This window comes from Sphingobium sp. RAC03 (assembly GCF_001713415.1).
Lineage (GTDB): Bacteria > Pseudomonadota > Alphaproteobacteria > Sphingomonadales > Sphingomonadaceae > Sphingobium.
The window spans coordinates 2,540,502-2,564,136 of sequence record NZ_CP016456.1; the positions used below are offsets into that span (position 1 = coordinate 2,540,502).

Consider the following 23,635-nt stretch of genomic DNA (forward strand, 5'->3'; position numbering starts at 1 on the left):
GCGTTGCAGCCCGGCGGGGTAGAACAGCGCTGTCCTACACGCCCACTTCCGTGCCATAACCATACCACCGCACGATCCAGCCTCCTTTTCGATAGGATCAGGATTGGGACATAAAATGTCCGATTCTGCGGGAAATATGCGAAGCTAAGCGCGGGGCTTCCTATCTCATGGCCCATTGCGATCCCGGCCGCGCACGCTATTTCATCCCCATGTCGCAACCCCAATCACCCGACCGTTTCAACGAAGACAAGGCCAGCTACACGGTGCGCGGGTCCGGCGCGCCCGATCTCGATCAGGGCGTTGAGGCGATCCGCACCACGCTCAAGACGCTGCCGACGCGGCCCGGTGTCTATCGGATGCACGATGCGCGCGGCGATGTGCTCTATGTCGGCAAGGCTCGCGCGCTCAAGAATCGCGTCGCCAACTATACCCAGGTCGATCGCCTGCCCCGGCGGCTCCAGCGGATGGTCGCGCAGACCCGGTCCATGACCATCGTCACCACCAACAGCGAGGCGGAAGCCCTCCTGCTCGAAGCGCAACTGATCAAGCGCTACCGACCGCCCTACAACGTCCTGCTGCGCGACGACAAAAGTTTCCCCTTCATCCTATTGCGGGAAGATCATGCCTTTCCCCGCGTCCAGAAACATCGCGGCGCGCGCAAGGCGCAGGGTCGCTATTATGGTCCCTTTGCCAGCGCAGGATCAGTCACGCGCACGATCAATGCGCTGCAAAAGCTGTTCCTACTGCGCTCCTGTACCGACAGTTTCTTCGCCAACCGCTCGCGGCCATGTCTGCTCTATCAAATTAAGCGCTGCTCGGCCCCCTGCGTCGATCGGATCGACCCGGACGGCTATGCCGAACTGGTCCGCGACGCGCAGGATTTCTTGGGTGGCAAGTCGACCGCCGTTCAGAAGAAGCTCGGCACCGCGATGCAGGCGGCTTCCGATGCGATGGACTTCGAACAGGCCGCCGTCATCCGCGACCGGCTAAAGGCGCTGACCTTCATTCAGGGAAGCCAGGCGATCAACGCCGAGGGGCTCGGCGACGCCGACATTTTCGCGCTGGCGGCAAAGGGCGGGGCGATGTGCATCCAGGCCTTCTTCATTCGCGGTGGTCAGAATTGGGGGCATCGCAGCTTCTTCCCGGTCCACACCGCGGAAGTTGCCGAAGATGAAGTGCTGGCCAGTTTCATGGCGCAATTTTACGAGGAAGTGCCGCCGCCCAAGCTGGTGCTGACCGACCGCGCGCCCGCCGAATGCGATCTGATCGCCCAGGCCTTGACCGAACGGATCGGCAGCAAGGTCCGCATCGAAGTCCCCCAGCGCGGCGACCGCACCCGCCTGATCAAACAGGCGCAGCGCAACGCGGTCGAAGCGCTCGACCGCCGCCTCGCGGAAACCACGAGCCAGGGCAAAGTGCTGGACGACATGGTCGAGGCCTTTGGCTTGGAGGGCATACCCGACCGTATCGAGATATACGATAACAGCCATATTCAGGGCGCCCATGCGCTGGGCGCGATGGTCGTCGCGGGACCGGAAGGCTTCCGCAAGAACGCCTATCGCAAGTTCAACATGAAAGACCCCGTCATCTCGAACGATGATTTCGCGATGATGCGCGACATGTTCGAACGGCGCTTTGGTCGAGCGCAACGCGAAGACCCGGATCGCGACAGCGGCGAATGGCCTGATCTTGTCCTGATCGACGGCGGTAAGGGGCAGCTATCGGCGGCGCGCACGATGCTGGAAGAAATGGGGATAGAGGACGTGACCATGATCGGCTTCGCCAAGGGGCCGCATCATGGCCGGGACGGCCGCGAAGTCTTCCACCTGATGGACGGTCGCGAAGTCACCTTCCCGATCAACCATCCCGTTCTTTTCTACCTGCAACGGTTGCGCGACGAAGCGCATCGCTTCGCCATTGGCGCGCATCGCGCCAAGCGGAGCAAGGCGATCACCGTCAGTTCGCTGGACGAGGTGCCGGGTATCGGCCCGGCCCGCAAGAAGGCACTGCTGATGCATTTCGGCACCGCCCGCGCGGTCCGTGACGCCGCGCTCGAAGATCTGGCGCGCGCGCCCGGCGTGTCCACGGCGGTGGCGCAGCAGGTCTATGACTATTTCCATGGCTGAGGCGGCAAAGGCCAGCCAGTTGCAATTCTCGTACATTATGCTACATGCACTGGGCTGACGTCCTTTGATGACGATCTATGTTTCCTCCTCCGGCCCTCATTGTGCGTGGACGAGGTCTGTCTCGAAGCCTTCGCTTCTCTTCAGTTCATGGGTCGCTCCGGCGACACTCTAGCCATGCGTTCGTTATTGCACGCCGCATGTTCATTTTATGGCGGCAAAGGCCGTCCAGGATTCGATGACTATTATTTTTCCTTCCTCTACCCGTTCTTCGCTTGCTCATGGGCTTGATCGCCTTTCGCCGACCCACCGCGTCGCATCGCCGTTGACCGGCCTGTTGAGCAACCGCGAATTGAAGAAAATCGTGGCCGACATGGTCGACTGACACTGTGCCGGGCACCGCGTTTGCGGTGCCCGGCTTTCTATCTTCACTCTCTACTGAAAGGCACATTATGAGCAGGGAAACCCTCAAACCATTTTTGATCAGCAAGAATGAAGAAGGCGCATTCCGCCTGACCGTCCGCGACACCCGCTTCAATTCGCAGGGCTATCCCATCGTCACCGCGACGATGCAGGACGAAATTTTCAAGTCGGCATCGGCTGCCCGCGCCTATGCGCGTGATAATTTCAAGGCCGAACCGGGCCAATATTCGACCAAGTAAGCCGACAGGATAGCGGGCGGATGCGTAGCTAAGGCCGATTGGTGCCAACGCTCGTCACCCCCGCTCTCGTCTGCGCCTTGCGCCCCCATGGCGAACATGGGGCCATCGCCCGCCTGCTGACCCCCGACCATGGTCTGGTTGCAGGCTATGTGCGCGGTGGACGATCCCGCCTGATGCGCCCCGTGCTCTTGCCGGGCAACAGCGTCATGGCGACATTCCGCGCCCGGACCGAGGATCAACTCGCCGGGCTGACGGTCGAAATGGCGCATAGCCGCGCGCCCCTTCACGCTGAACCTCTACCCGCTGCCGCGATCGATTGGAGCTGCGCGCTGACCGCCGCAGCCCTGTCCGAAGGCACGCCCCATCCTGCGCTATATCGCGCGCTTGACGGCGTGTTGGGTGCTGTCGAGGCGGCCCCGGCGGCGCGCGGCTGGGCCGTCGCTCTGGTGCGCTACGAATTGCTACTGCTGGCGGAACTGGGCTTCGGCCTCGACCTCAGCCGCTGCGCCGCTTTGGGCGATGCCGACGATCTCGCTTATGTCAGTCCGCGCAGCGCGGCGGCGGTTAGCCGTGTAGGCGCGGTCGGCTACGAGCATCTGCTCCTGCCGCTGCCGCCCTTCCTGCTCGCGGGCGGGACGGGCGAATGGGCCGACATCATGGATGGCTTTGCCCTCACCGGCTTCTTTCTGGAGCGTTCGGTCCTGACAGATCGACGCATCGATATATTGGCCGCGCGCGAAAGGCTGGTCGATCGCCTGAAAAGGGCGGTTGCCTGACTGTCCCTGCTTCCATAAGGGGCAAGCGACCTATTTGGTAAGGAGCTTCCCATGTTGATCGCCCTGTTTCCCGGAGATGGCATCGGTCCCGAAATCGTCGATCAGGCGAAGCGGGTGCTGGATGCGCTGGCGATTGACGGCCTGACTTATGAGCATGGGTTGGTCGGCGGCGCAGCCTATAAGGCGGTCGGTCATCCCCTGCCGCCTGAAACGCTGGAGATCGCCAAACGGGCGGACGCCATCCTCTTTGGCGCGGTCGGCGATCCCGATTGCGACGCGCTCGAACGCCATTTGCGCCCGGAACAGGCGATCCTGGGTTTGCGCAAGGAACTCGGCCTGTTCTCTAACCTCCGCCCAGCCAAGGTCTTTCCCGAACTGGCGGGTGAGTCAGCGCTCAAGCCGGAGGTCGCAGGCGCGATTGACCTGCTGATCGTGCGCGAGACCAATGGCGACGTCTATTTCGGCGAAAAGGGCTTCCGCACCACCGCCGATGGTCAGCGCGAAGGCTATGACGTCATGTCCTATAATGAGGGCGAGGTGCGCCGCATCGCTCATGCCGGTTTCCAGGCCGCCCGCGCCCGGCGCGGTAAGCTGTGTTCGGTGGACAAGGCCAATGTGCTGGAAACCAGCCAATTGTGGCGGGACGTGGTGATCGAGGTATCGGCCGACTATCCCGACGTCGCATTGAGCCACATGTATGTCGATAATGCCGCAATGCAGTTGGTCCGCAATCCCGGCCAGTTCGATGTGATCGTCACCGGCAACCTGTTCGGCGACATTTTGTCGGATCAGGCGAGCATGTGCGTGGGATCGATCGGGATGCTCGCATCGGCGACGCTCAACGGCAGCGGGCAAGGGCTGTATGAACCCATCCACGGCTCCGCCCCCGACATTGCGGGCACCGGCAAGGCCAATCCGCTCGCGACGGTGCTGTCGGCGGCGATGCTGCTGCGCTATTCGCTGGGTATGGCCGATCAGGCCGACCGGATCGAACGGGCCGTCGCCAAGGCTTTGGCAAACGGCGCGCGCAGCCCCGATCTGGGCGGCACGATGAATACGGTGGAAATGGGTGACGCGGTGCTTGCGGCGCTGGACTGAGGAACAGACGATGAAGCGGAAAAGCGGGCAAGACCCCGAAATCACCAAGCATTGGAAGCCCGCGACGATCGCGGTACGGGGCGGCACGGCGCGCACCGAATATGGCGAAACGTCCGAAGCGCTCTTCCTGAGCAGCGGCTATTGCTATGACCGGGCGGAGGATGCCGCCGCGCGCTTCGCCGGTGAGCAGCAGGGCATGACCTATAGCCGTCTGCAGAACCCCACGGTCGAGATGCTGGAACAGCGTATCGCGCTGCTGGAAGGGGCGGAGGCCTGCCGCGCCACCGCGACCGGCATGGCGGCGATGACGGCCGCCTTGCTGTGCCAATTGTCGGCGGGCGATCATGTCGTCGCAGGCAAGGCGCTGTTCGGCTCCTGCCGCTGGCTGACCGACACGCTGCTGCCCAAATTCGGGATCGAGACGACCACGGTGGATGCCACCGACAATGTGGCATGGGAAGCCGCGATCCGGCCCAATACCAAGGTTTTCTTCTTCGAAACCCCCGCCAATCCGACGATGGACGTCGCCGACATGGCGGCGATCTGCGCCATCGCCAAGGCGCATGGTATCACCAGCGTCGTCGATAATGCCTTCGCCACACCGGCGCTGCAGCGGCCGATGGAATTTGGTGCCGACGTGGTGGCCTATAGCGCGACGAAGATGATGGACGGGCAGGGCCGGGTGCTGGCAGGCGCGATCTGCGGTACGCGGGAATGGATCACCAACACGCTGCTGCCCTTCCACCGCAACACCGGGCCGACGCTCAGCGCGTTCAACGCCTGGGTTGTGCTCAAGGGGCTGGAGACGCTGGACCTGCGGATTCGGCGGCAGAGCGAAAATGCGCTCAAGGTCGCGAAATTTCTGGAAAGCCGCGTTGCCAAAGTGCTGTATCCGGGGCTGGAGAGCCACCCGCAGCATGCGCTGGCGATGCGCCAGATGGAGATGGCCGGGCCGATCTTCTCGCTCTATGTCGGCGGTGGCCGGGCGGAGGCGCACGGGCTGCTGAACGGGCTGCAACTGGTCGATATCAGCAACAATATCGGCGATTCGCGCTCGCTGATGACGCATCCCGCTTCGACCACGCATTTTGGTATGGCGGAGGCCGCGCGGCTCGAAGTCGGCATCACCGAAGACATGCTGCGGCTCAATGTCGGGCTGGAGGATGCGGACGATGTGATCGCCGATCTGGATCGGGCATTGCGGACGATCGGGCGTTGACGGGCAAGGGGGTAAGGGCGCATTCGTAAAGCCGTGAACGCACTTTTCCCCTTCCACGCCAAGACGCAGGACGTCATCGTCCACGTCGCCGTTTCCTTCCTGCCCGAACAGTCGGAGCCGGACCGAGGCCGCTGGTTCTGGGCCTATCATATCCGCATCGAAAATCAGGGGACTCAGCCGGTCCAGTTGCTGACCCGGCATTGGGTCATCACAGACGGGCGCGGTGCCCAGCATCGGGTCGATGGCGACGGCGTGGTCGGCGAACAGCCGGTGGTCCAGCCGGGCAAAAGCTATGATTATGTGTCCGGCTGTCCGCTCAATACCCCGACCGGATCGATGAAGGGCAGCTACCGCATGATCGGCGTCAGCGGCGAGACGTTCGAGGTCGCCATCCCCCATTTCGCGCTGATCGCGCCTGCGGTGGCGGAATGAAGCGGACGCATTTGCCGCTCAACGGCCTGCGCGTGCTGGATGCGGCGGCACGGCATTTGTCGTTCACCCGCGCGGCCGACGAACTGGCTGTGACGCCTGCGGCGGTCGGTCAGCAGATTCGGGCACTGGAAGATTTGCTGGGCGTGGTGCTGTTCCGCCGCACGCCCAAGGGGCTGGAACTTACCCCCGAAACCGAAGCGGGGCTGGATGCCTTGCGCGCCGGTTTCCTGGAGTTTGAAGATGCTGTGCGCGCGATGCAGGCGGGTCAGGCCAGCAGCGCGCTGACCATCGCCGCGCCGCGCGACATCACCGCCAAATGGCTCCAGCCGCGCCTGGCCGCCTATGCCGCGCATCAGCCCGACCTGACGTTCCAATTGATCGCTGCGGACGAAGCGCTGGATTTTACCGAAGCCAATCTCGACCTCGCGCTGCGCCTGACCGATGCGGCGGGCGAGCATGAGGGCGTGAAGCTGGGCGAGGCGGCGTTCGTCACGGTGGAAGCCGCGCAGGGCGGGCCCGAACAGCGGATCGACTGGCCCGGCTGCCCGGCGGGGGACAAGCCCGCGATAATCCGGGTGGCCGATGGCGGGCTGGCGATCGAGGCGGCGGCCAATGGCTTTGGCCGGGCGCGCGTGCCGTTGCTATTGGTACAGGCCGATCTGGCGGCAGGCCGGGTGCGGCAGGTGGGGGAGGCGATGCCGAGTTTGCTCAGCTACTGGCTGATCGCGCCTTTGCCGCAATGGCGGCAGAAGAAGGTCAAGGCGCTGGTTGAAGCGCTGACCGCCTAAGTTCCTTCAATCGAGACCCTGATGTTTGATGTAGAATATGACGCCCGGACCAACTGCCTGACGATGAAGGTCGAAGGCTTCTGGACGCCGGAAAACGTGGTGGCTTTCGCCAAAGAGGTCGGGGCGAAGGCGCAACAGGCAAGGGCGATCCGGGGCGATTTCAACGTCCTCGTCCTATCCTTCGACTTCCCGGTGCAGGCAAACGACGTCGCCGATCTGCTGGCGGGCATCATGCGCGGGGGCATGACCCTTACCAGCGGACGAACGGCGGTGGTCGTGGGCAGCCAATTGAACAAGGCGCAGGCGGAACGAACCCTGGTCCACCCCAGAGTCCGGGTGTTCCTGACCATGGAAGCGGCACAGGGCTGGCTGGCGGAAGAGGTCGATACCATTCCCGCCAACCAGACAAACCTCATTCCGCCAGCAAGTTAAGCGCCCTCGTCATCAGCGCCACCAGCTTTGGCTCGTCCAGCCGGGCAGCCGCATCGTTCCAGCTGCTGCTGACAGCATACCATGAGCCGTCCTGCCTTTGCGCCAGAAAGTTCATCGCCATGACGCCGGGTTCGCTGCCGCCCTTATAGCCCAGATAGCGCCAGCGTTTCGCGTCGGCGGGCGGAATGCCTGGATTGACGGCCAGGACCGGCAGCGCCTCGCCGCCATGCAGACGCAGCCAGGCGAGCAGGCCGATCATGTCCTTTGGCGATGCGAACCATTCGATGCTGTCGATCGCCGTGGGGACTTCGGCCACGCTACCCACATCCACCTTGTCGGCGGTCAGGCGTGACGCCGCATCGCGTAGCAGCGCCCGGCGTGCGTCGGGGGAAGCCGTGGCATAGCGCCCTCGCAGATCGGCATTGGCGGGTATTTTGAGCGCAAAGGCTTCGGCGGTGGTCAGCAGGGGCAGCGCCTGATCCGGGTTCGCATGACCGGTTGTCGCAAGCATCGCGTCCACCTTGTCGCGACCCAGCGCCAGCAACAGCGTATCGGTCGCGCTATTATCGCTTTCCGCGATCATCGCCGTGGCGAGGCTGTGCAGCGTCATCGGCGCGCGGTCGGGCCAGTGCAGCAGGCGACCGGAAAAGCTCTTCGCACCAAGCGGAATAACGTCACTCCAGCGGCGTTCGCCAGCGCCTACGGCGCGTGCCAGTTCGGAAAGGATGGTCAGCTTGAAGCTGGAACCGATGGCCATCGCGGCATCGGCGCGATGCGCCGCTCGCAGCTTGGGCGGACCCTCGCCCAATGTCGCAACCGCGAAACTGGTCGTACCGGGGAGGGCGGCGATCTCCGCCATGACCTTGGCCATGCTGTCATTGGCCGTTCGTGCGCCGACGATGCGCAGGCCCACTACGCGGCCCGGCGGCTGAGGAGCGACGACCAGGGTGAACCCGACTGTAGCGCGCTCGTAACGGATTTCGACCTGCCCAGCAGTGGCGCTATCCTGCCGCACAGCCCCCAGCGCGAGCGGTCTGCCATGCTGCGCGCGCAGGTCGGCAGCAACGGCGCGCCAGCGATCCACAGGGACAGCATCAAGAAAGAGGGAGGAGAAATAATCGGCCTCGTCGCCGGGCGACGTGAGAAGGCCAAGCAGTTGTTCGGCGCGGGTTTGATAAGTGGGATTGGGGGCCGCCTGCGCGGTGAGGGCGATGCTTAACAAAAATAGAAAAACCAAGCTCAGAAGCTGTCGTGCTCCTGCGAAAGCAGGAGCCCAGGGTGCTCCATCATGCACCTGTCAACGCCGGTTCAAGCATCGATCGCCTCTTCGTCCACCGCCGCCGCATTCTCCTGAATGAACGCGAAGCGATGCGCCGGGTTCGTCCCCATCAGGCGATCGACCAGGTCGCGCACCCCCGCACGCTCCTCGACATCGGCGGGTAGGGTGATGCGGATCAGCATCCGCGTCTTGGGGTCCATGGTGGTTTCGCGCAACTGCATCGGGTTCATTTCGCCCAACCCCTTGAAGCGGCTGACATCGACCTTCTTGCCCTTGAACTCCTTGGTCTGCATCAGCGCGGCGCGATGGGCATCATCCTTGGCATAGGCGCTCTTGCCGCCCGCGACGAGGCGATAGAGCGGCGGCTGGGCGAGATAGAGATGGCCGCGCCGCACCAGTTCGGGCATTTCCTGAAAGAAGAAGGTCATCAACAGTGTCGCGATATGCGCGCCATCGACATCGGCGTCGGTCATGATGACGATACGCTCATAGCGCAGATGATCGGGGTTGCAGTCCTTGCGCGTGCCGCAGCCCAAGGCCAGGATCATGTCAGCGATTTCCTGATTGGCCAGGATTTTCACATTATTGGCCGATGCGACGTTCAATATCTTGCCGCGCAGGGGCAGGATCGCCTGCGTCTTGCGGTCGCGTGCCTGCTTGGCCGAGCCACCGGCCGAATCGCCTTCGACCAGAAAAATCTCGGCGCCTTCCGGGTCGTCGTTGGAACAGTCCGTCAGCTTGCCGGGCAGGCGCAGCTTGCGGCTGTTGGTCGCGGTCTTGCGCTTGACCTCCTTCTCCTGCTTGCGCTTCAAACGCTCGTCCATGCGATCGAGCACATAGGCGAGCAGCGCCTTGCCCCGGTCCATATGGTCGGTCAGATAATGGTCGAAATGATCGCGCACGGCATTTTCCACCAGGCGCGCGGCTTCGGGTGATGTCAGCCGATCCTTGGTCTGGCTCTGAAATTGCGGCTCGCGGATGAAGACCGACAGCATGATTTCCGACGACGTCATGATGTCGTCGGCGGTGATGTCCTTCGCCTTCTTCTGGCCCACCAGGTCGGCAAAGGCGCGGATGCCCTTGACCAGCGCGGCGCGCATCCCGGCCTCATGCGTGCCGCCATCGGGCGTCGGGATGGTGTTGCAATACCAGCTATAGCTGCCGTCCGACCAGAGCGGCCAGGCAACGGCCCATTCGACACGCCCCGCGCCGTCGGGAAAATCCTGATTGCCCGCGAAAAAGACGCTTGTCGCGCATTCGCGGTCGCCGACCTGTTCCTTCAGATGATCGGCAAGTCCGCCGGGAAACTGGAAGACGGCTTCGGTCGGCGTGTCGTCACTGACCAACTCCGGCGCGCATTTCCAGCGGATTTCGACGCCAGCGAACAGATAGGCCTTTGACCGGGCGAGCCGATGCAGACGCGCGGGTTTGAACTTCTGCTCGCCGAAGATTTCGGTGTCGGGGATGAAACTGACCGACGTGCCCCGCCGGTTGGGCGCGCCGCCGACCTTTTCCAACGCAGTGACGGGCAGCCCCTGGGAGAAGCTTTGGCGGAACAGTTCCTTGTTGCGTGCGACCTCGACCACGGTGTCGCTCGACAGCGCGTTGACCACGCTGATGCCCACGCCATGCAGGCCGCCAGACGTGGCATAGGCCTTGTCGGTGAACTTGCCGCCCGAATGGAGCGTGGTCATGATCACTTCCAGCGCCGACTTGCCGGGAAATTTCGGGTGCGGATCGACCGGAATGCCGCGCCCATTATCGATGATGGTCAACCGGTTGCCCGGTTCCAGCGTGATTTCGATCCGGGTGGCATGCCCCGCCACCGCCTCGTCCATGCTGTTGTCCAGCACCTCGGACGCGAGATGGTGCAACGCGCGCTCATCGGTGCCACCGATATACATGCCGGGACGGCGACGCACCGGCTCCAGCCCTTCCAGCACCTCGATAGCGGAAGCATCATATTCAGGGGTGGTCGATGGTGCGGCAGCGAACAGGTCTTCGGACATGACAATAGCTATAGGCGGGCAGGCGTGGCGCGCAAGCACTGTGTCTTATGCGGCACAGCAACGAAAAGTTACGATTAAGCGTGAAACAAAGCCCGCATTCAAACCGTTAGCGCCGTGCAAGAGGGTTTTTGACGCCCCCAGGCGAGGAGAATTTTACATGAAGTTGAGCCATTTTGCACCGCTCGGTGCCACGCTGGCATTTGTGCTGGCAACCCCTGTGATGGCGCAGGACAGCACCGGTGCCGTCGATTGGACCGGTCCCTATATCGGCGGTTCGTTCGGCTATAACTGGCAGAAGAATGACGGCGAAGAACATATCCGTTTCGATGCCGATGCTGACGGCGAATATGACGACGTCATCCGCACTGGCGCTGGTGCCAATGCCTTTTCGCCCGGCACATGTGGCGGTTCCGCCCGTGGCGCAACGCCGGGTGCGGGTTGTAACGATGACAAGGACGCCATCGGCTGGATGGGTCATGTCGGTTACGACCGTCAGTTCGGCAGCATCGTCGCCGGTGTCGTCGCCGAAGCCGGTAAGGCCTATATCAGCGACAGCGTGACCGAATATTCCACGACCCCGGCTTTCTATGAAATGACGCGCCGGATCGACTGGAACGGTAACCTGCGCGCGCGCCTGGGCTACACCACGCCCGGCGGCATCATGCCCTACATCACTGGCGGTCTGGCCTATGCCAAGGTGAAGAACAGCTTTGCCACCAGCAATGGAGCCAACAGCTTCACCGAAGTCGATCGCAAGGAAGACGCCTGGGGCTACACCATGGGCGGCGGTATCGAAGCCAAGGTTTCGGACAATTTCTCGATCGGTGCCCGCTATCTGTGGACCCGCTACAATGTCGATGATTATCGCGTCGATGTCGGTGCGGGCAGCGCGCCTGCGACCAACCCGTTCCGCATTACCCCTTCGGGCGGCGCGAGCATGAACCGTGGCGACAAGTTCGACACGCAGAGCGTGATGGTCACGACCAGCTTCCGCTTCTGATCGAAAAAAGGGGCGGTGGCTTTCGCCTCCGCCCCTTTCCATCGGACAATGAAAAGGCCGCCTTTCGGGGCGGCCTTTTTTATGGATTATCGGACGCGCGGGCCGCCAAAGGGTAGCGGCGGGGGAGGGCGACGCGTGCCGCGTGGCAACTGTGCCTGATAGGCGCGACCGCAATGTTCCACGCAATAAGGGAAACCCGGATTGACCGCGACCCCGCAGAAGTGGAAGTCGGGTTCGCCCGGATGACCCATCGGCCATTTGCAGATCCGCTCGGTCAGGTCGAGCAGCGACGTCTTGTCGGCGATCTCTGCGCTGGGCTTGGCCGGAACCAGGCGACGCGGCGGCGCTGGCGGGATCGGCGCCTGCTGATCGCCCGGACCCTGACGCAGGAATCCGCCCGGACCGACGGAAACGATGCGCGGCTGGGGCGGGGGAGGCGGCGCGTCGGACACCACCGGCTCAGCCGCAGGTGCAGCGGCCACTGGCGGCGGCGTCGGTGCGGCGGCGCGCGGCGGTGCTGGCGTTGCAGGGGCTACCGGGGTCGGCGCTGCGCGCTGCGCGGGCGCTTCGGGTTCGGCGGCTGCCACAGGCTTGCGCGCTGCTGCAGCCTTTTTAGGCGCGTCATTGGCCTTCACGGGTGACGGGCGCGATTGCAGGCCCAGGCGATGGGCCTTGCCAATCACCGCATTGCGGCTGACGCCGCCCAATTCTTCGGCGATCTGGCTGGCGGTCAGGCCGCGCTCCCACATCCCCTTGAGCTGGTCGATACGCTCGTCGGTCCAGGACAATGAAAAACTCCTCACAAATTTCAATATGCTTCCCTATATGGGAACGAGCGCGTGAGGTTCAAATCCTTGAACGGCGCGCTTGCAGCACAACGCACCAGCCGATAGTCGATCCCACCATGAACGACCAGTCCAAAATTGCCTCCGCAACCCCGGTTGCCGCCCCCTTCGCCGAACCTGGCGTACCCGTGATCCGCAACATCAACTGGGCGGGAACCTGGGCGCTGTATCGTAAAGAGGTGCATCGCTTCCTGAAGGTGCAACTCCAGACGGTATGGGCACCGGCGATCACGACGCTGATGTTCCTGGTGATTTTCATCGTCGCGCTGGGCGGGAGCGGCCGGACAGTCGGCTTGCGCGGCGAAGCGGTGCCCTTTGCCGATTTCATCGCGCCGGGCCTGATCGTCATGGGCATGATCAACGCCTGTTTCGCCAATGCCAGCTTCGCGCTGATGGTGGGCAAGGTGCAGGGAACGCTGGTCGATTATCTGATGCCACCGATTTCCGTCGGCGAATTGCTGTTCGCGCTGGCGGGATCGTCCGTGACGCGCGCGGTGTTCGTGGGCTGCGCCTTGTGGGCCGCGATGGCGTTGTGGCCGGGCGTGCATGTGACCCCGGCGCATTTATGGGCGGTGGTCTGGTTCGGGCTGCTCGGCACCAGCTTCGTCGCCTTTCTCGGCGTGCTGACATCAATCTGGGCGGAGAAGTTCGATCATGGCGCGGCGATCACCAATTTCGTGATCGGGCCGCTGGCCTTGCTGTCGGGCACCTTCTATTCGATCGACCGCTTGCCGCCCTTTTTCCAGGCGATCAGCCACGCCAATCCCTTCTTCTACATCATATCGGGCTTCCGCTATGGCTTCGTCGCGGCGGCCGACACCAACATCGTCGTCGGCAGCATCGTGCTGCTGACGCTCAACCTGATCTTCGGCGGGCTCTGCTATGCGCTGTTGCGCCGTGGCTGGAAGATCAAGGCCTGACCGGTCAGAGGAAGGCCGCAAAGATCGGCGTGACGAGCATCGCAACCCCGATCAGCAACGCTGCCAATATCCAATGATGCCAGCGGGGAAGGGCACGGTCATCGCCGCGCCCTTCCTGCCATGGCCAGATCATAGCGGTCTGATCACTGGGTCGCGCCGCCACCGACGCGCGCGAGCGTAAAGCCAGCCTCGGTGACTTCGGCGAGCGGATAGATGTTGCGCAAGTCGACGAGCGCATTGCCGTTCATCGCGCTGGCAAGGCGCTTCATGTCGAGCGCACGGAAAATATCCCATTCGGTGACCAGCACCAGCACATCGGCGCCCTCGGCCGCCTCATAAGCATCCTTGGCCATGGTGACGCTGGGCATCATTGGTGCGGCCACGTCCATGCCTTCGGGATCATAAGCGACGATCTTCGCGCCCGCATCCTCCAGCGCCTGGACGATGGCGAGGCTCGGCGCATCGCGCATGTCGTCGGTATTGGGCTTGAAGGTCAGGCCAAGCAGCGCGACTGTCTTGCCGCGCGCATCGCCGCCCAGCGCCTTGACGATCTTGCGGCCCATGGCGCGCTTGCGCAGGTCGTTGACCTGCACCACCGTCTCGACGATGCGGATCGGCGTGTCATGATCCTGACCGGTCTTGACCAGCGCCAGCGTATCCTTGGGGAAGCAGGAGCCGCCATAGCCCGGTCCTGCATGCAGGAATTTGGAGCCGATACGGTTGTCGAGGCCGATGCCGCGCGACACGTCCTGCACGTCAGCGCCGACCGCCTCGCACAGGTCCGCCATCTCGTTGATGAAGGTGATCTTAGTCGCGAGGAAAGCGTTGGCGGCATATTTGATGAGTTCGGCAGTGCGCCGCCCGGTGAACATCAGCGGCGCCTGGTTCAGGTTGAGCGGCCGATAGACCTGGCTCATCACCGCGATGGCGCGTTCCGAGCCGGTGGTGCCGACGACGACGCGGTCGGGCCGCTTGAAGTCGCCGATCGCCGCGCCTTCGCGCAGGAATTCGGGGTTCGACACGACCTGGATGTCGAGGTCGGGCTTCAATTCCCGCGCGATTCGCTCGACCTCGTCGCCAGTGCCCACGGGCACGGTCGACTTGGTGACGATGACCGCCGGACCATCGAGCGCAGCGACGATTTCCCGCGCTGCAGCATAGACATAGGAGAGATCGGCATGGCCATCACCCCGGCGCGAAGGCGTGCCGACGGCAATGAAGATCGCGTCCGCGCCCTTGACGCCCGCGGCCAGATCCGTGGTGAAGGTCAGGCGGCCCGATGCGGCATTGTCGCCGACCAGCTTGTCCAGCCCCGGCTCGAAAATCGGCATCCGCCCCGCTTCGATCGCCGCGATCTTGCCCGCATCCTTGTCGACGCAGACCACATCATGGCCGAAATCCGCAAAACAGGCCCCTGACACAAGGCCCACATACCCCGTGCCGATCATCGTGATTTTCATGAGATAGTCAGGCTCCGTATAGAATTGGACAGGTGCAATGGCGATTTAACATAGTCTTACTATATTACAATTCGCCGCATTGCAGCAACGACACAAGCATAGCGTTTAGCCCCTATACACTTTTATCTGCCAAGGCAGGCCGGTCGGCAATCGGGCAAGGGATGAATGATGAAAGTCGCCATGGTATTCGGGACCCGCCCGGAAGCGATCAAGATGTTCCCGGTCGTCCACGCCCTGCGCGCGCGATCCGGGGTCGAGACGCGGGTCATAGTGACCGCGCAGCACCGCGGGTTGCTGGACCAGGTATTGGCGATCGCAGGCATCGTGCCGGACATCGACCTCGACGTGATGGTGCCGAACCAGACGCTCGACGGGTTGACCGCCAAGCTGATCGTCGAACTCGGCAAGGCGTTCGACGCCGAAAAGCCCGACCGCGTCGTCGTGCATGGCGACACGTTGACGACCATGGTGGCCAGCCTTGCGGCTTATTATCGCAAGGTTCCGGTGGCCCATGTCGAGGCAGGGCTGCGCAGCGGCGACATTCATCATCCCTGGCCCGAAGAGGTGAATCGCCGCGTGGTCGCCTGCATAGCCGACATGAATTTCGCGCCGACGCAGGCGGCGGCCGATGCACTGTTGGCCGAAAGCCGAGCCGCGGCCAGCATCCATATTACCGGCAATACCGTGATCGACGCTTTGCTAGCGACGCGCGAGCGCGTGCTGGCGGACCCGTCACTGGCATATGGGCTGGATGCCTTGGCAGCGCGTTTCGCGGGCAAGCGGATCATTGCCGTGACCAGCCACAGGCGCGAGAATTTCGGCGGCGGCATGGAAGCCATCGCCCGGTCCATCGCGGACATTGCGGCGCGCCCCGATGTCGCGGTCATCTTCCCGGTCCACCCCAACCCCCATGTCCGGCCGGTCATGGATGCGGTGCTGGGCGACTTGCCCAATGTCGCCATGATCGAGCCGCTCGACTATCCGCATTTCGTCCGCTTGCTCGATATGTGCCATCTGGTGCTGACCGACAGCGGCGGCGTGCAGGAGGAAGCGCCGTCGCTAGGTAAGCCCGTATTGGTGATGCGCGAAACGACCGAGCGGCCCGAAGGCGTGGATGCGGGCACGGCCAAGCTGGTGGGCGCGGATCGCGACCGGATTGTCCGCGAGGTGCTGTCGCTGCTGGACGACAGCCAAGCCTATGACGCGATGGCGCGCGCGCATAATCCGTTCGGCGACGGCAAGGCGGCGGAGCGGATTGCGCGCGTCATCGCAGGGGAATAGGCCACACCGTTACCGAAATATTCAGCCTTTCCGGGCAGAAGGTCGGCCAAATCATCGCCTAAAAAGGACTGCCGCTTCATGCCCGTCGACACCAAGCAGAAGGTTTCCGTCATTGGCCTTGGCTATATCGGCTTGCCGACCGCTGCGTTGATTGCGCGCGGGGGTTGCCAGGTGGTGGGCGTCGACGTGTCCGCCCATGTGGTGGAGACGGTCAATTCGGGCCGGGTGCATATCGAGGAAGTCGATCTCGACGGGTTGGTGCAGGGCGTCGTAGCGCGCGGCAATCTGCGCGCCTCGCTGGCGGTCGAGGAAAGCGATGTCTTCATCATCGCGGTGCCGACGCCCGTGTCGGAAGACCATGCGCCCGACATCAGCTATGTCCTGCAAGCGGCCCGCACCATCGCGCCGGTGTTGAAGGCAGGCGACACGGTCATTCTTGAATCAACCTCACCGGTCGGCACGACCGAGGCGATGCGCGACGTGATCGGCAGCATGCGGCCGGACCTCAAAATGCCAGGTAGGGGTGTGCAGGGCGACATCGCCATTGCCTATTGCCCGGAACGAGTCCTGCCCGGCCGCATCCTGGTCGAACTGATCGACAATGATCGCTGCATTGGCGGCATCACGCCGCGTTGCGCGCGCAAGGCGCTGGGCTTTTATCGCCAGTTCGTGCGCGGGGCCTGCATCACCACGACGGCGCGCGCGGCGGAAATGGTCAAGCTCGTCGAAAACAGCTTCCGCGACGTCAATATCGCCTTCGCCAATGAATTGTCCGTCATCGCCGAGAATATGGACATCGATGTGTGGGAGGTGATCCGTCTCGCCAACCGCCATCCGCGCGTCAATATCCTCTCGCCTGGTCCCGGCGTTGGTGGCCATTGCATCGCGGTTGACCCCTGGTTCATCGTCCACAGCGACCCGGAAAATGCGCGCATCATCCGCACCGCGCGCGAGGTGAATGACGGCAAGACCGACTATGTCGTGGCCAAGGCATCCGACATGATCGACATGTTCGCGCATGAAAATGTCGCCTGCCTCGGTCTCGCGTTCAAGGCGAATATCGATGATTTCCGCGAAAGCCCGGCGGTGAAGGTCGCGGCCCGGCTCGCGCGTCGCTATGGTCGTCGCATCAAGCTGGTCGAACCCTATGCCCAGGCATTGCCGATGGAATTTGTCGGGACCGGCGCGGAATTGATGGATCTCGATACGGCTCTGGAACAATGTGGCGTATTCGTCATTCTTGTCGATCATGACATGTTCAAATCGGTTCCCGTCGACGAGCGCGCCGACAAGACGGTCTATGACACGCGCGGCATCTGGTCGGATCAGCCGCGCCGGATCGCGGAGCCTGCACCGGGACGCATGGCACTCTAAGCGCCGGGGGCCATCCTCCGTCCGTCCCGCCTTTGGTTGCCATGTCCCTGTCGCGTCGCTAACCCCCGGTTTCAATTGGGGCATGACGGGGTGGCAGCGCCTATGACGCGCACGAACAGCATCAAACGCGTAATCGCGACACTGACGGCCTGTGGGCTGGTCGGGGGCTGTGCGACCGTGGAGGATGCGCCCCGCGGCGATGCAGCCTATGCCATTGTCACGGCACCGCCCGAAGTCGGTATCGATTATCGCATCGCGCCCGACGACGTGCTGCGCATCCAGGTCTATCATGAACCCGGCTTGTCGCTGGAAGATGCGCAGGTAAGTGCGAGCGGCATGGTCCGCATGCCGCTGATCGGCGATGTGCCCGTGGCAGGTCTGTCCGCCGGGGACGCGGCCGATGCCATCGCCGCGCGATTAGGCGAACGCTATCTGGTGTCGCCGCAGGTCACCTTGTTCGTTAAGAAGGCGGTGGGCCGTCGCGTGACGCTCGACGGTGAAGTCCGCGAACCGGGCCTGTATCCAGTCGAAGGACGATTGACGCTGAGCCAGGCGGTGGCACTGGGCAAGGGGCCGACCCGGCTCGCCAGCCTTTCACAAATCGTCGTGATCCGGCAGATCGAAGGCGAACGGCAGGCCGCGATGTTCGACTTGGGGGCCATCCGCAAGGGCGAGGCACCCGATCCTGAAATCCTACCGGGCGACAGCATCATCATCGGCCTGTCGCGGGCCAAGGCGATCATCGGCGGGGGCCTGATCGCGCTGCCCGCTCTGGCAACAGGCTTCATTGCGCTGGATGGAGGGCGATGATGACGCCGATCTTGACCAATCGCGATCTCGACGCGACGCCGGGCCATGGCCGCGCCGCGCGGATGACGGCTGCGGCCCGGCGGGGCTGGCTGGTGCTGCGTCGGCATCGGGTGATCCTGTTCGTCACCATGGCCCTGTGCCTGCTGGCTGGTGTCTTGGCGATCCTGATGTCAACGCCGGATTATCGCGCAACGGCCTCGGTCGAAGTCGAGGATGTGCCGGCCGGGGCTGCAGGTGCCGACGCCACGCCGCGCGCGGCGACCGACAATATCGAAGCGATGATGCAGACCGAACTCGAAGTGCTGCGCAGCCGTGCGCTGGCCGAGGCGGTGGCCCAGGATCTGGCGCTGGTCGGCACGCCGACCTTTTTGAAGGGCATGGGGCATAGACGTCCGACCGGCGGCACCGGAAGCCTGAGCCAGCGCCAGGTCGAGCAGGAGCAGGTGGTAGCGCTGCTGCGTGACAATCTGGAAGTCGAACTGCCCGGCAAGTCGCGCGTGTTGCGCATCAGCTTCGTCAGCGCCGACCCGGTGTTGTCAGCGCGGGTCGCCAACAGCTATGCCGACAATCTGATCCGGGCCGATCTCAAGCGCGGCTTCGAATCGGGGGTGCAGGCGCGGCGTTTCCTGCTGGGCGAACTGGATGGCGCACGCCGCGATCTGGCGCGGGCGGAACGGGAACTCGCGGTCTATGCCGCCCGATTGGGGATGGAGCCAGGCAAGGATGCGCCGCCGTCCGAAGATAGCATCACCACCCGGCTGGCGCAGCTCAATGCTTTTCGCGCGCAGGCGCTGGCCGACCGGATCGCCGCGCAAAAGACATGGGAGGGCGCGCGGCGCGCCAGCGTCGAGACGCTGCCTGAAGTGTTGAACAATGGCGCGATGCAGACATTGATGGCGGAGCGGGCAAAGGCGCGCGCGGCCTTGGTCGAAGAACGGCAGTTCCGCAAGGATGCTCATCCCGAAATGCGCGAAGCCCGCGCGCGCCTCGCGGCGCTGGACGATCAGGCACAGGAAATGGCCAACCGCATCCGTGCCTCGCTCAAGGAACGTTATGATGTCGCCGTCCATGGTGAAACCCAGATCACTGCCGAAATCGCGGATCTGGAGCGGCAGGGACAGGCGGCGCAAGGGCGTGACGTGCAACTGGGCATCTATGAACGGTCGGTCGATACCTATCGGATGCTGCATGACAGCCTGCTCCAGCGCTATCGCGACATGGCATCGCAGGCGGGCTTTCAGGCCGGGCGCATCCAGCCGCTCGATCGCGCCGCCGTTCCGACCAAGCCCTTTTCGCCGCGCATCGGCGTGACCTTGTTGCTGGCAGCGATCGGCGGCATTCTTCTTGGACTGCTGTTGGTGGCAGCGCGTCACATATTCGATGACGCGGTGACGTCAGCCGATACGCTGGCCGAGCGGGTTGGCCTGCCCTTGCTGGGTTCAGTGCCCGTAACAGGCGACAATCCGCAGCCGCCGGAGATTTTCGCGCCGATCGCCTCGTCGCTGTTGCTGGCATCGGCGGCTGGTTTGCCACGATCCATCCTGGTCACCAGCGCGCAGGAAGGGGAGGGCAAGTCGCTGACGCTCCATGCGCTTGCCCTCGCCTTGGGGCGGATGGGCAAGCGCGTGCTGGTGATCGACGGCGACATGCGCCGCCCGGTCCAGCACAGCCTGTTCCGCGTTACGCCCGCACGCGGCATTAGCGAAGTGCTGACCGGGCAGGCAACGGCGCAGGAGTCGATCATCGACAGCGGCGTGCCGGGCGTGTTCCTGCTGCCTTGCGGCGCGGTGCCACCCAATCCAGCCGAGTTGCTGGCGACCCCGGCACTCGACGCCTTATTGGATTCGGTGCGCGATGCCTATGATACGGTGCTAATCGACGCCCCCCCGATCCTGGGGCTGGGCGACACGCCTCTGCTCGCCGCGCGGGTGCAGGCAAGCCTGCTGGTGGTCGAATGGGGCCGCAACCATCATGGCGGCCTGCGCGCCGCCGTGGAGCGACTGCGGCAAGCTGGCGGCACGCTGATCGGGGCAATCCTGACCAAGCAGCAGGGGCGCATGATGGAATATGATTATCACCGGGGCGGGTAGCATTCTCCCACGTCCGTTCGGCCTGAGCTTGTCGAAGGCCCTTACTGCTTAAAGAAAAAGCGCCGTCCCGGTGGGAGGCGCTTTTTCTTTATGCTTCAGTGTGACGAGCAGGTCAGGCCCGCGCCATCAACCCTTCGACCAGTCCCTCGAACAGGCGCTTGCCGTCGGTCGCGCCATGGGCGGCTTCGATCACCCGTTCGGGGTGCGGCATCATACCCAGCACATTGCCCTTGTCGTTCAATATGCCCGCAATGTTGCGCGCGGACCCGTTGACGCTTTCCGCATAACGCAGCGCAACCCGGCCTTCGCCTTCCAGCCGGTCGAGCGTCGCGTCATCGGCGAAATAATTGCCGTCATGATGGGCGACGGGATAGGCAATGCGCTCGCCCGCCGCATAGCGGCTGGTGAAGGCGCTCTGCGCATTCTCGACGGTCAGGGCGACGTCGCGGCACACGAAATGCCCACCGGCATTGCGCAGCAGAGCGCCGGGTAGCAGCCCGCTTTCGGTCAGCACCTGGAACCCGTTGCAGATGCCAAGCACGAACACGCCGCGATCCGCCGCCTGCGCGACCGCCTGCATGACCGGCGAGCGCGCCGCCATCGCCCCGGAGCGCAGATAGTCGCCATAGGAAAAGCCGCCGGGCACGCCGATCAGGTCGATATCGTCGGGCAATTCCGTATCACGATGCCACACCATGACTGGCTTGGCACCCGTTGCCGCCTCGAACGCCACCGCCAGGTCGCGGTCGCAATTGCTGCCGGGAAAGACGATGACCGCGCTCTTCATGGCTCAGGCGACCTTTTCGATGCGGTAGTTTTCGATCACCGTATTGGCCAGCAGCTTGCGGCACATGGCGTCAATATCCTCGTCGCTGGTGCCATCGGCCAGGTCGAGTTCGATCAGCTTGCCCGCACGCACGTCATTGACGCCGTCGAACCCCAGCCCTTCGAGGGCGTGGTGGATCGCGCGGCCCTGCGGATCGAGCACACCGCCCTTGAGGGTGACGAAGATACGGGCTTTCATGAAGGGCGAACTCCTTGGGATCGACTTTGCGGTCCCCTAGTCCCGGTACAGCGGGGAGGCAAGCCATTATCCCGGCGGATAGCGTGGCGACAGCGGCAAAAGTCATTTTGCAAGAGGCGGCATTTTGCCTAAGCGACGGGCATGAACCCCGAAATATCCTATTATGTCTTTGCCGTCATCGCGGTCATCCTGGCTGGCCTTGCCAAGGGCGGCTTTGCCGGGGTGGGCGCGCTTGCCATGCCGGTGATGGCGCTTGGCGTCGATCCGGTGCGCGGGGCGGCGATCCTCCTGCCCATATTGATCCTGCAGGATGCGGTGAGCGTCTGGGTGTATCGGCGCAGCTGGGACGGGGCTATCCTCAAGGTCATGTTGCCGGGGGCGGCGATCGGCATCCTGCTTGGCTGGTTTTTTGCGACCCGCGTGTCGGAAACCGCCGTCCTCGGCGTGTTGGGCGCGATATCGATATTGTTCGGTTTGCAGCGCTTGTGGGTGGAACGGGGCAGCGCCGTAGTGCTGCCCTCCAATTCGCCCGGATGGGTCGGCGTCCTGTTCGGCATCGCCAGCGGCTTCACCAGCCAGATCGCCCATGCCGGGTCGCCACCGTTCCAGATGTGGGTGCTGCCCAAGCGGCTGCCGCGCGATATGCTGGTCGGGACGACGGCTTTGGCCTTTGCCGCGATGAACTGGATGAAGATGCCCGCCTATGCCGCGCTGGGGCAGTTTACCCGCGCGAACCTTATGGCGACCGCCATGCTGGTGCCGGTCGCGGTCGTCTCGACGCTGGCCGGGGTGGCGCTGGTGCGGCGGGTCGATCCGGCGCGCTTCTACACGCTGATTTATGGATTGATGGTGCTGCTGGGCATCAAGCTGGTGGCCGATGCGCTGATGGCATGACGTAAAAAAAAGGCCCGGCAGAAGCAGGATGCTTCGCCGGGCCTTGATACATTCGGGCTGAAGGTCAGCCTTCTTCCTTCTCGCGCTTCTTGCGATGGGTGTCGAGGTCGAGGACGGTGGTGTCCAGTCCTTCGGGCAGCAGCCCTAATCGACGCGCGACTTCCTGATAGGCTTCGACTTCGCCGCCCAGGTCGCGACGGAAGCGATCCTTGTCCAGCTTCTCGTTGGTGACCATGTCCCACAGGCGACAGCCATCGGGGCTGATCTCGTCGGCCAGGATGACGCGGCTATAATCGCCGTCATACAAGCGACCGAACTCCAGCTTGAAGTCCACCAGGCGGATGCCGATGCCCGCGAACAGCCCGCACATGAAATCGTTGATGCGGATCGCCATGTCGGCAATGTCGTGCATCTCTTCCTGTGTCGCCCAGCCGAAGCAGGCGATATGCTCTTCGGAAATCAGCGGGTCGCCCAGCGCATCATCCTTGTAGCAATATTCGATCAGCGTGCGCGGCAGTTGCGTGCCTTCCTCGATCCCCAGCTTCTTGCTGAGCGATCCGGCGGCGACGTTGCGCACCACGACTTCGATCGGCACGATTTCGACCTGGCGCACCAACTGCTCGCGCATGTTGAGGCGGCGGATGAAATGGGTCGGCACGCCGATCTGACCGAGCAGGGTGAAGATATGCTCGGAAATTCGGTTGTTCAGCACGCCCTTGCCGGAAATCGTGCCCTTCTTCTGGGCGTTGAAGGCAGTGGCGTCATCCTTGAAATATTGGATGATCGTGCCAGGCTCAGGGCCTTCATAAAGGATCTTTGCCTTGCCTTCGTAAATCTGGCGGCGACGGGCCATGCGCGTTCCTGTCTGGTCAAAAATACTGCGCCCCGACAATCGCGAATCGATAAGGATCAGCGGGTGCCGGGGCTGCTTGGGCCTCGCCCATAGAGCAAAGCGCGCGAGCGTGCAATTGTGGGGCCGAAGCTACAGCACGTCGCCGAACATCGCCCATAACAAGCCAAACCATGCGATCATGCCGACCGTCGCGATAACGACACCTGATCTGGCCTGCAAAGTGGCGACAAGGCCATTGGGTTCGTCGTCATCCTGGGTCATGCACC

General features: G+C 63.5%; 25 protein-coding genes. 16 read left to right on the plus strand and 9 right to left on the minus strand.

Annotated elements, in window-relative coordinates:
- The first annotated feature begins 209 nt into the window (after nt 1-209).
- The 9 genes from uvrC to BSY17_RS16905 all read left to right on the plus strand — a co-directional run bounded on the left by uvrC (nt 210) and on the right by BSY17_RS16905 (nt 7,530).
- Nucleotides 210-2,126 (plus strand): excinuclease ABC subunit UvrC, encoded by a 1,917-nt coding sequence (gene uvrC / locus BSY17_RS16870; protein WP_069067045.1) that lies wholly within the window; start codon nt 210-212, stop codon nt 2,124-2,126.
- 208 nt (nt 2,127-2,334) lie between these two features.
- A complete protein-coding gene (locus BSY17_RS21610) occupies nt 2,335-2,508 on the plus strand; it encodes a hypothetical protein (RefSeq protein ID WP_156106190.1) in 174 nt (57 codons plus the stop codon).
- A 67-nt stretch (nt 2,509-2,575) separates the two neighbouring features.
- Nucleotides 2,576-2,785, plus strand: a complete 210-nt coding sequence (locus BSY17_RS16875; RefSeq protein ID WP_037475622.1) for a hypothetical protein — start codon at nt 2,576-2,578, stop codon at nt 2,783-2,785.
- A 41-nt stretch (nt 2,786-2,826) separates the two neighbouring features.
- Nucleotides 2,827-3,561 (plus strand): DNA repair protein RecO, encoded by a 735-nt coding sequence (recO, locus tag BSY17_RS16880; protein WP_069067046.1) that lies wholly within the window; start codon nt 2,827-2,829, stop codon nt 3,559-3,561.
- 51 nt (nt 3,562-3,612) lie between these two features.
- The gene (leuB, locus tag BSY17_RS16885) at nt 3,613-4,659 is read left to right on the plus strand and encodes a 3-isopropylmalate dehydrogenase (protein ID WP_037475620.1); all 1,047 of its coding nucleotides are present in this window, start codon (nt 3,613-3,615) and stop codon (nt 4,657-4,659) included.
- Nucleotides 4,660-4,669: 10 nt separating this feature from the next.
- A complete protein-coding gene (metZ, locus tag BSY17_RS16890; protein WP_069066329.1) occupies nt 4,670-5,878 on the plus strand; it encodes an O-succinylhomoserine sulfhydrylase in 1,209 nt (402 codons plus the stop codon).
- Between the two features lie 33 nt (nt 5,879-5,911).
- The gene (apaG, locus tag BSY17_RS16895; RefSeq protein WP_043151500.1) at nt 5,912-6,310 is read left to right on the plus strand and encodes a Co2+/Mg2+ efflux protein ApaG; all 399 of its coding nucleotides are present in this window, start codon (nt 5,912-5,914) and stop codon (nt 6,308-6,310) included.
- The gene (locus BSY17_RS16900; RefSeq protein ID WP_069066330.1) at nt 6,307-7,098 is read left to right on the plus strand and encodes a LysR family transcriptional regulator; all 792 of its coding nucleotides are present in this window, start codon (nt 6,307-6,309) and stop codon (nt 7,096-7,098) included. Before apaG ends, BSY17_RS16900 begins: the two co-directional genes overlap by 4 nt.
- Before the next feature lie 21 nt (nt 7,099-7,119).
- A complete protein-coding gene (locus BSY17_RS16905; RefSeq protein ID WP_037477499.1) occupies nt 7,120-7,530 on the plus strand; it encodes a hypothetical protein in 411 nt (136 codons plus the stop codon).
- Here BSY17_RS16905 and BSY17_RS16910 read toward each other — a convergent pair.
- A complete protein-coding gene (locus BSY17_RS16910; RefSeq protein ID WP_237236360.1) occupies nt 7,511-8,752 on the minus strand; it encodes a serine hydrolase in 1,242 nt (413 codons plus the stop codon). The two genes, BSY17_RS16905 and BSY17_RS16910, sit on opposite strands and share 20 nt — an antisense overlap.
- An 86-nt stretch (nt 8,753-8,838) precedes the next feature.
- The gene (gene parE, locus BSY17_RS16915; protein ID WP_069066331.1) at nt 8,839-10,818 is read right to left on the minus strand and encodes a DNA topoisomerase IV subunit B; all 1,980 of its coding nucleotides are present in this window, start codon (nt 10,816-10,818) and stop codon (nt 8,839-8,841) included.
- 157 nt (nt 10,819-10,975) lie between these two features.
- Here parE and BSY17_RS16920 point away from each other — a divergent pair, with 157 nt between their 5' ends.
- Nucleotides 10,976-11,818 carry an outer membrane protein gene (locus BSY17_RS16920; protein ID WP_069066332.1) on the plus strand — a complete coding sequence of 281 codons (843 nt, stop codon included), beginning with the start codon at nt 10,976-10,978 and terminating at the stop codon, nt 11,816-11,818.
- 86 nt (nt 11,819-11,904) lie between these two features.
- Here the strand turns inward: BSY17_RS16920 and BSY17_RS16925 are convergent, their stop codons facing one another.
- On the minus strand, nt 11,905-12,606 hold the full coding sequence (locus BSY17_RS16925) for a GcrA family cell cycle regulator (RefSeq protein ID WP_069066333.1): 702 nt from the start codon (nt 12,604-12,606) through the stop codon (nt 11,905-11,907).
- A 116-nt stretch (nt 12,607-12,722) separates the two neighbouring features.
- Here BSY17_RS16925 and BSY17_RS16930 point away from each other — a divergent pair, with 116 nt between their 5' ends.
- Nucleotides 12,723-13,583: an ABC transporter permease gene (locus tag BSY17_RS16930; protein ID WP_069066334.1), complete on the plus strand. Its 861-nt coding sequence runs from the start codon at nt 12,723-12,725 to the stop codon at nt 13,581-13,583.
- A gap of 4 nt (nt 13,584-13,587) precedes the next feature.
- Here BSY17_RS16930 and BSY17_RS22055 read toward each other — a convergent pair whose 3' ends face one another.
- Complete coding sequence (locus tag BSY17_RS22055) at nt 13,588-13,716, minus strand: hypothetical protein (protein WP_257785041.1); 129 nt, start codon at nt 13,714-13,716, stop codon at nt 13,588-13,590.
- Between the two features lie 10 nt (nt 13,717-13,726).
- Nucleotides 13,727-15,043: a UDP-glucose dehydrogenase family protein gene (locus BSY17_RS16935; RefSeq protein WP_069066335.1), complete on the minus strand. Its 1,317-nt coding sequence runs from the start codon at nt 15,041-15,043 to the stop codon at nt 13,727-13,729.
- A 168-nt stretch (nt 15,044-15,211) separates the two neighbouring features.
- On the opposite strand from BSY17_RS16935, the gene wecB reads away from it, so the two are divergent.
- The 4 genes from wecB (at nt 15,212) to BSY17_RS16955 (ending at nt 20,598) form a co-directional block, all read left to right on the plus strand.
- Nucleotides 15,212-16,324 (plus strand): non-hydrolyzing UDP-N-acetylglucosamine 2-epimerase, encoded by a 1,113-nt coding sequence (wecB, locus tag BSY17_RS16940; protein WP_069067048.1) that lies wholly within the window; start codon nt 15,212-15,214, stop codon nt 16,322-16,324.
- Nucleotides 16,325-16,402: 78 nt separating this feature from the next.
- Nucleotides 16,403-17,698 carry a UDP-N-acetyl-D-mannosamine dehydrogenase gene (wecC, locus tag BSY17_RS16945; protein WP_069066336.1) on the plus strand — a complete coding sequence of 432 codons (1,296 nt, stop codon included), beginning with the start codon at nt 16,403-16,405 and terminating at the stop codon, nt 17,696-17,698.
- 102 nt (nt 17,699-17,800) lie between these two features.
- Nucleotides 17,801-18,508 (plus strand): polysaccharide biosynthesis/export family protein, encoded by a 708-nt coding sequence (locus BSY17_RS16950; protein ID WP_069066337.1) that lies wholly within the window; start codon nt 17,801-17,803, stop codon nt 18,506-18,508.
- Nucleotides 18,508-20,598, plus strand: a complete 2,091-nt coding sequence (locus BSY17_RS16955) for a GumC family protein (RefSeq protein WP_069066338.1) — start codon at nt 18,508-18,510, stop codon at nt 20,596-20,598. The genes BSY17_RS16950 and BSY17_RS16955 overlap by 1 nt, the downstream gene beginning before the upstream one ends.
- Before the next feature lie 112 nt (nt 20,599-20,710).
- Here the strand turns inward: BSY17_RS16955 and purQ are convergent, their stop codons facing one another.
- Nucleotides 20,711-21,385, minus strand: coding sequence for a phosphoribosylformylglycinamidine synthase subunit PurQ (gene purQ, locus BSY17_RS16960; protein WP_069066339.1), 675 nt, complete (start codon nt 21,383-21,385; stop codon nt 20,711-20,713).
- 3 nt (nt 21,386-21,388) lie between these two features.
- Nucleotides 21,389-21,622 carry a phosphoribosylformylglycinamidine synthase subunit PurS gene (gene purS / locus BSY17_RS16965; protein ID WP_006959918.1) on the minus strand — a complete coding sequence of 78 codons (234 nt, stop codon included), beginning with the start codon at nt 21,620-21,622 and terminating at the stop codon, nt 21,389-21,391.
- Between the two features lie 141 nt (nt 21,623-21,763).
- Here purS and BSY17_RS16970 point away from each other — a divergent pair, with 141 nt between their 5' ends.
- A complete protein-coding gene (locus BSY17_RS16970; RefSeq protein WP_069066340.1) occupies nt 21,764-22,516 on the plus strand; it encodes a sulfite exporter TauE/SafE family protein in 753 nt (250 codons plus the stop codon).
- A gap of 64 nt (nt 22,517-22,580) precedes the next feature.
- Here the strand turns inward: BSY17_RS16970 and purC are convergent, their stop codons facing one another.
- Together purC and BSY17_RS22060 are read right to left on the minus strand one after the other, a co-directional pair.
- Nucleotides 22,581-23,369: a phosphoribosylaminoimidazolesuccinocarboxamide synthase gene (gene purC / locus BSY17_RS16975; RefSeq protein ID WP_037477075.1), complete on the minus strand. Its 789-nt coding sequence runs from the start codon at nt 23,367-23,369 to the stop codon at nt 22,581-22,583.
- Between the two features lie 129 nt (nt 23,370-23,498).
- Entirely contained in the window at nt 23,499-23,630 is a 132-nt protein-coding gene (locus BSY17_RS22060) for a hypothetical protein (protein WP_257785042.1), read from the minus strand.
- Nucleotides 23,631-23,635 lie beyond the last annotated feature (5 nt).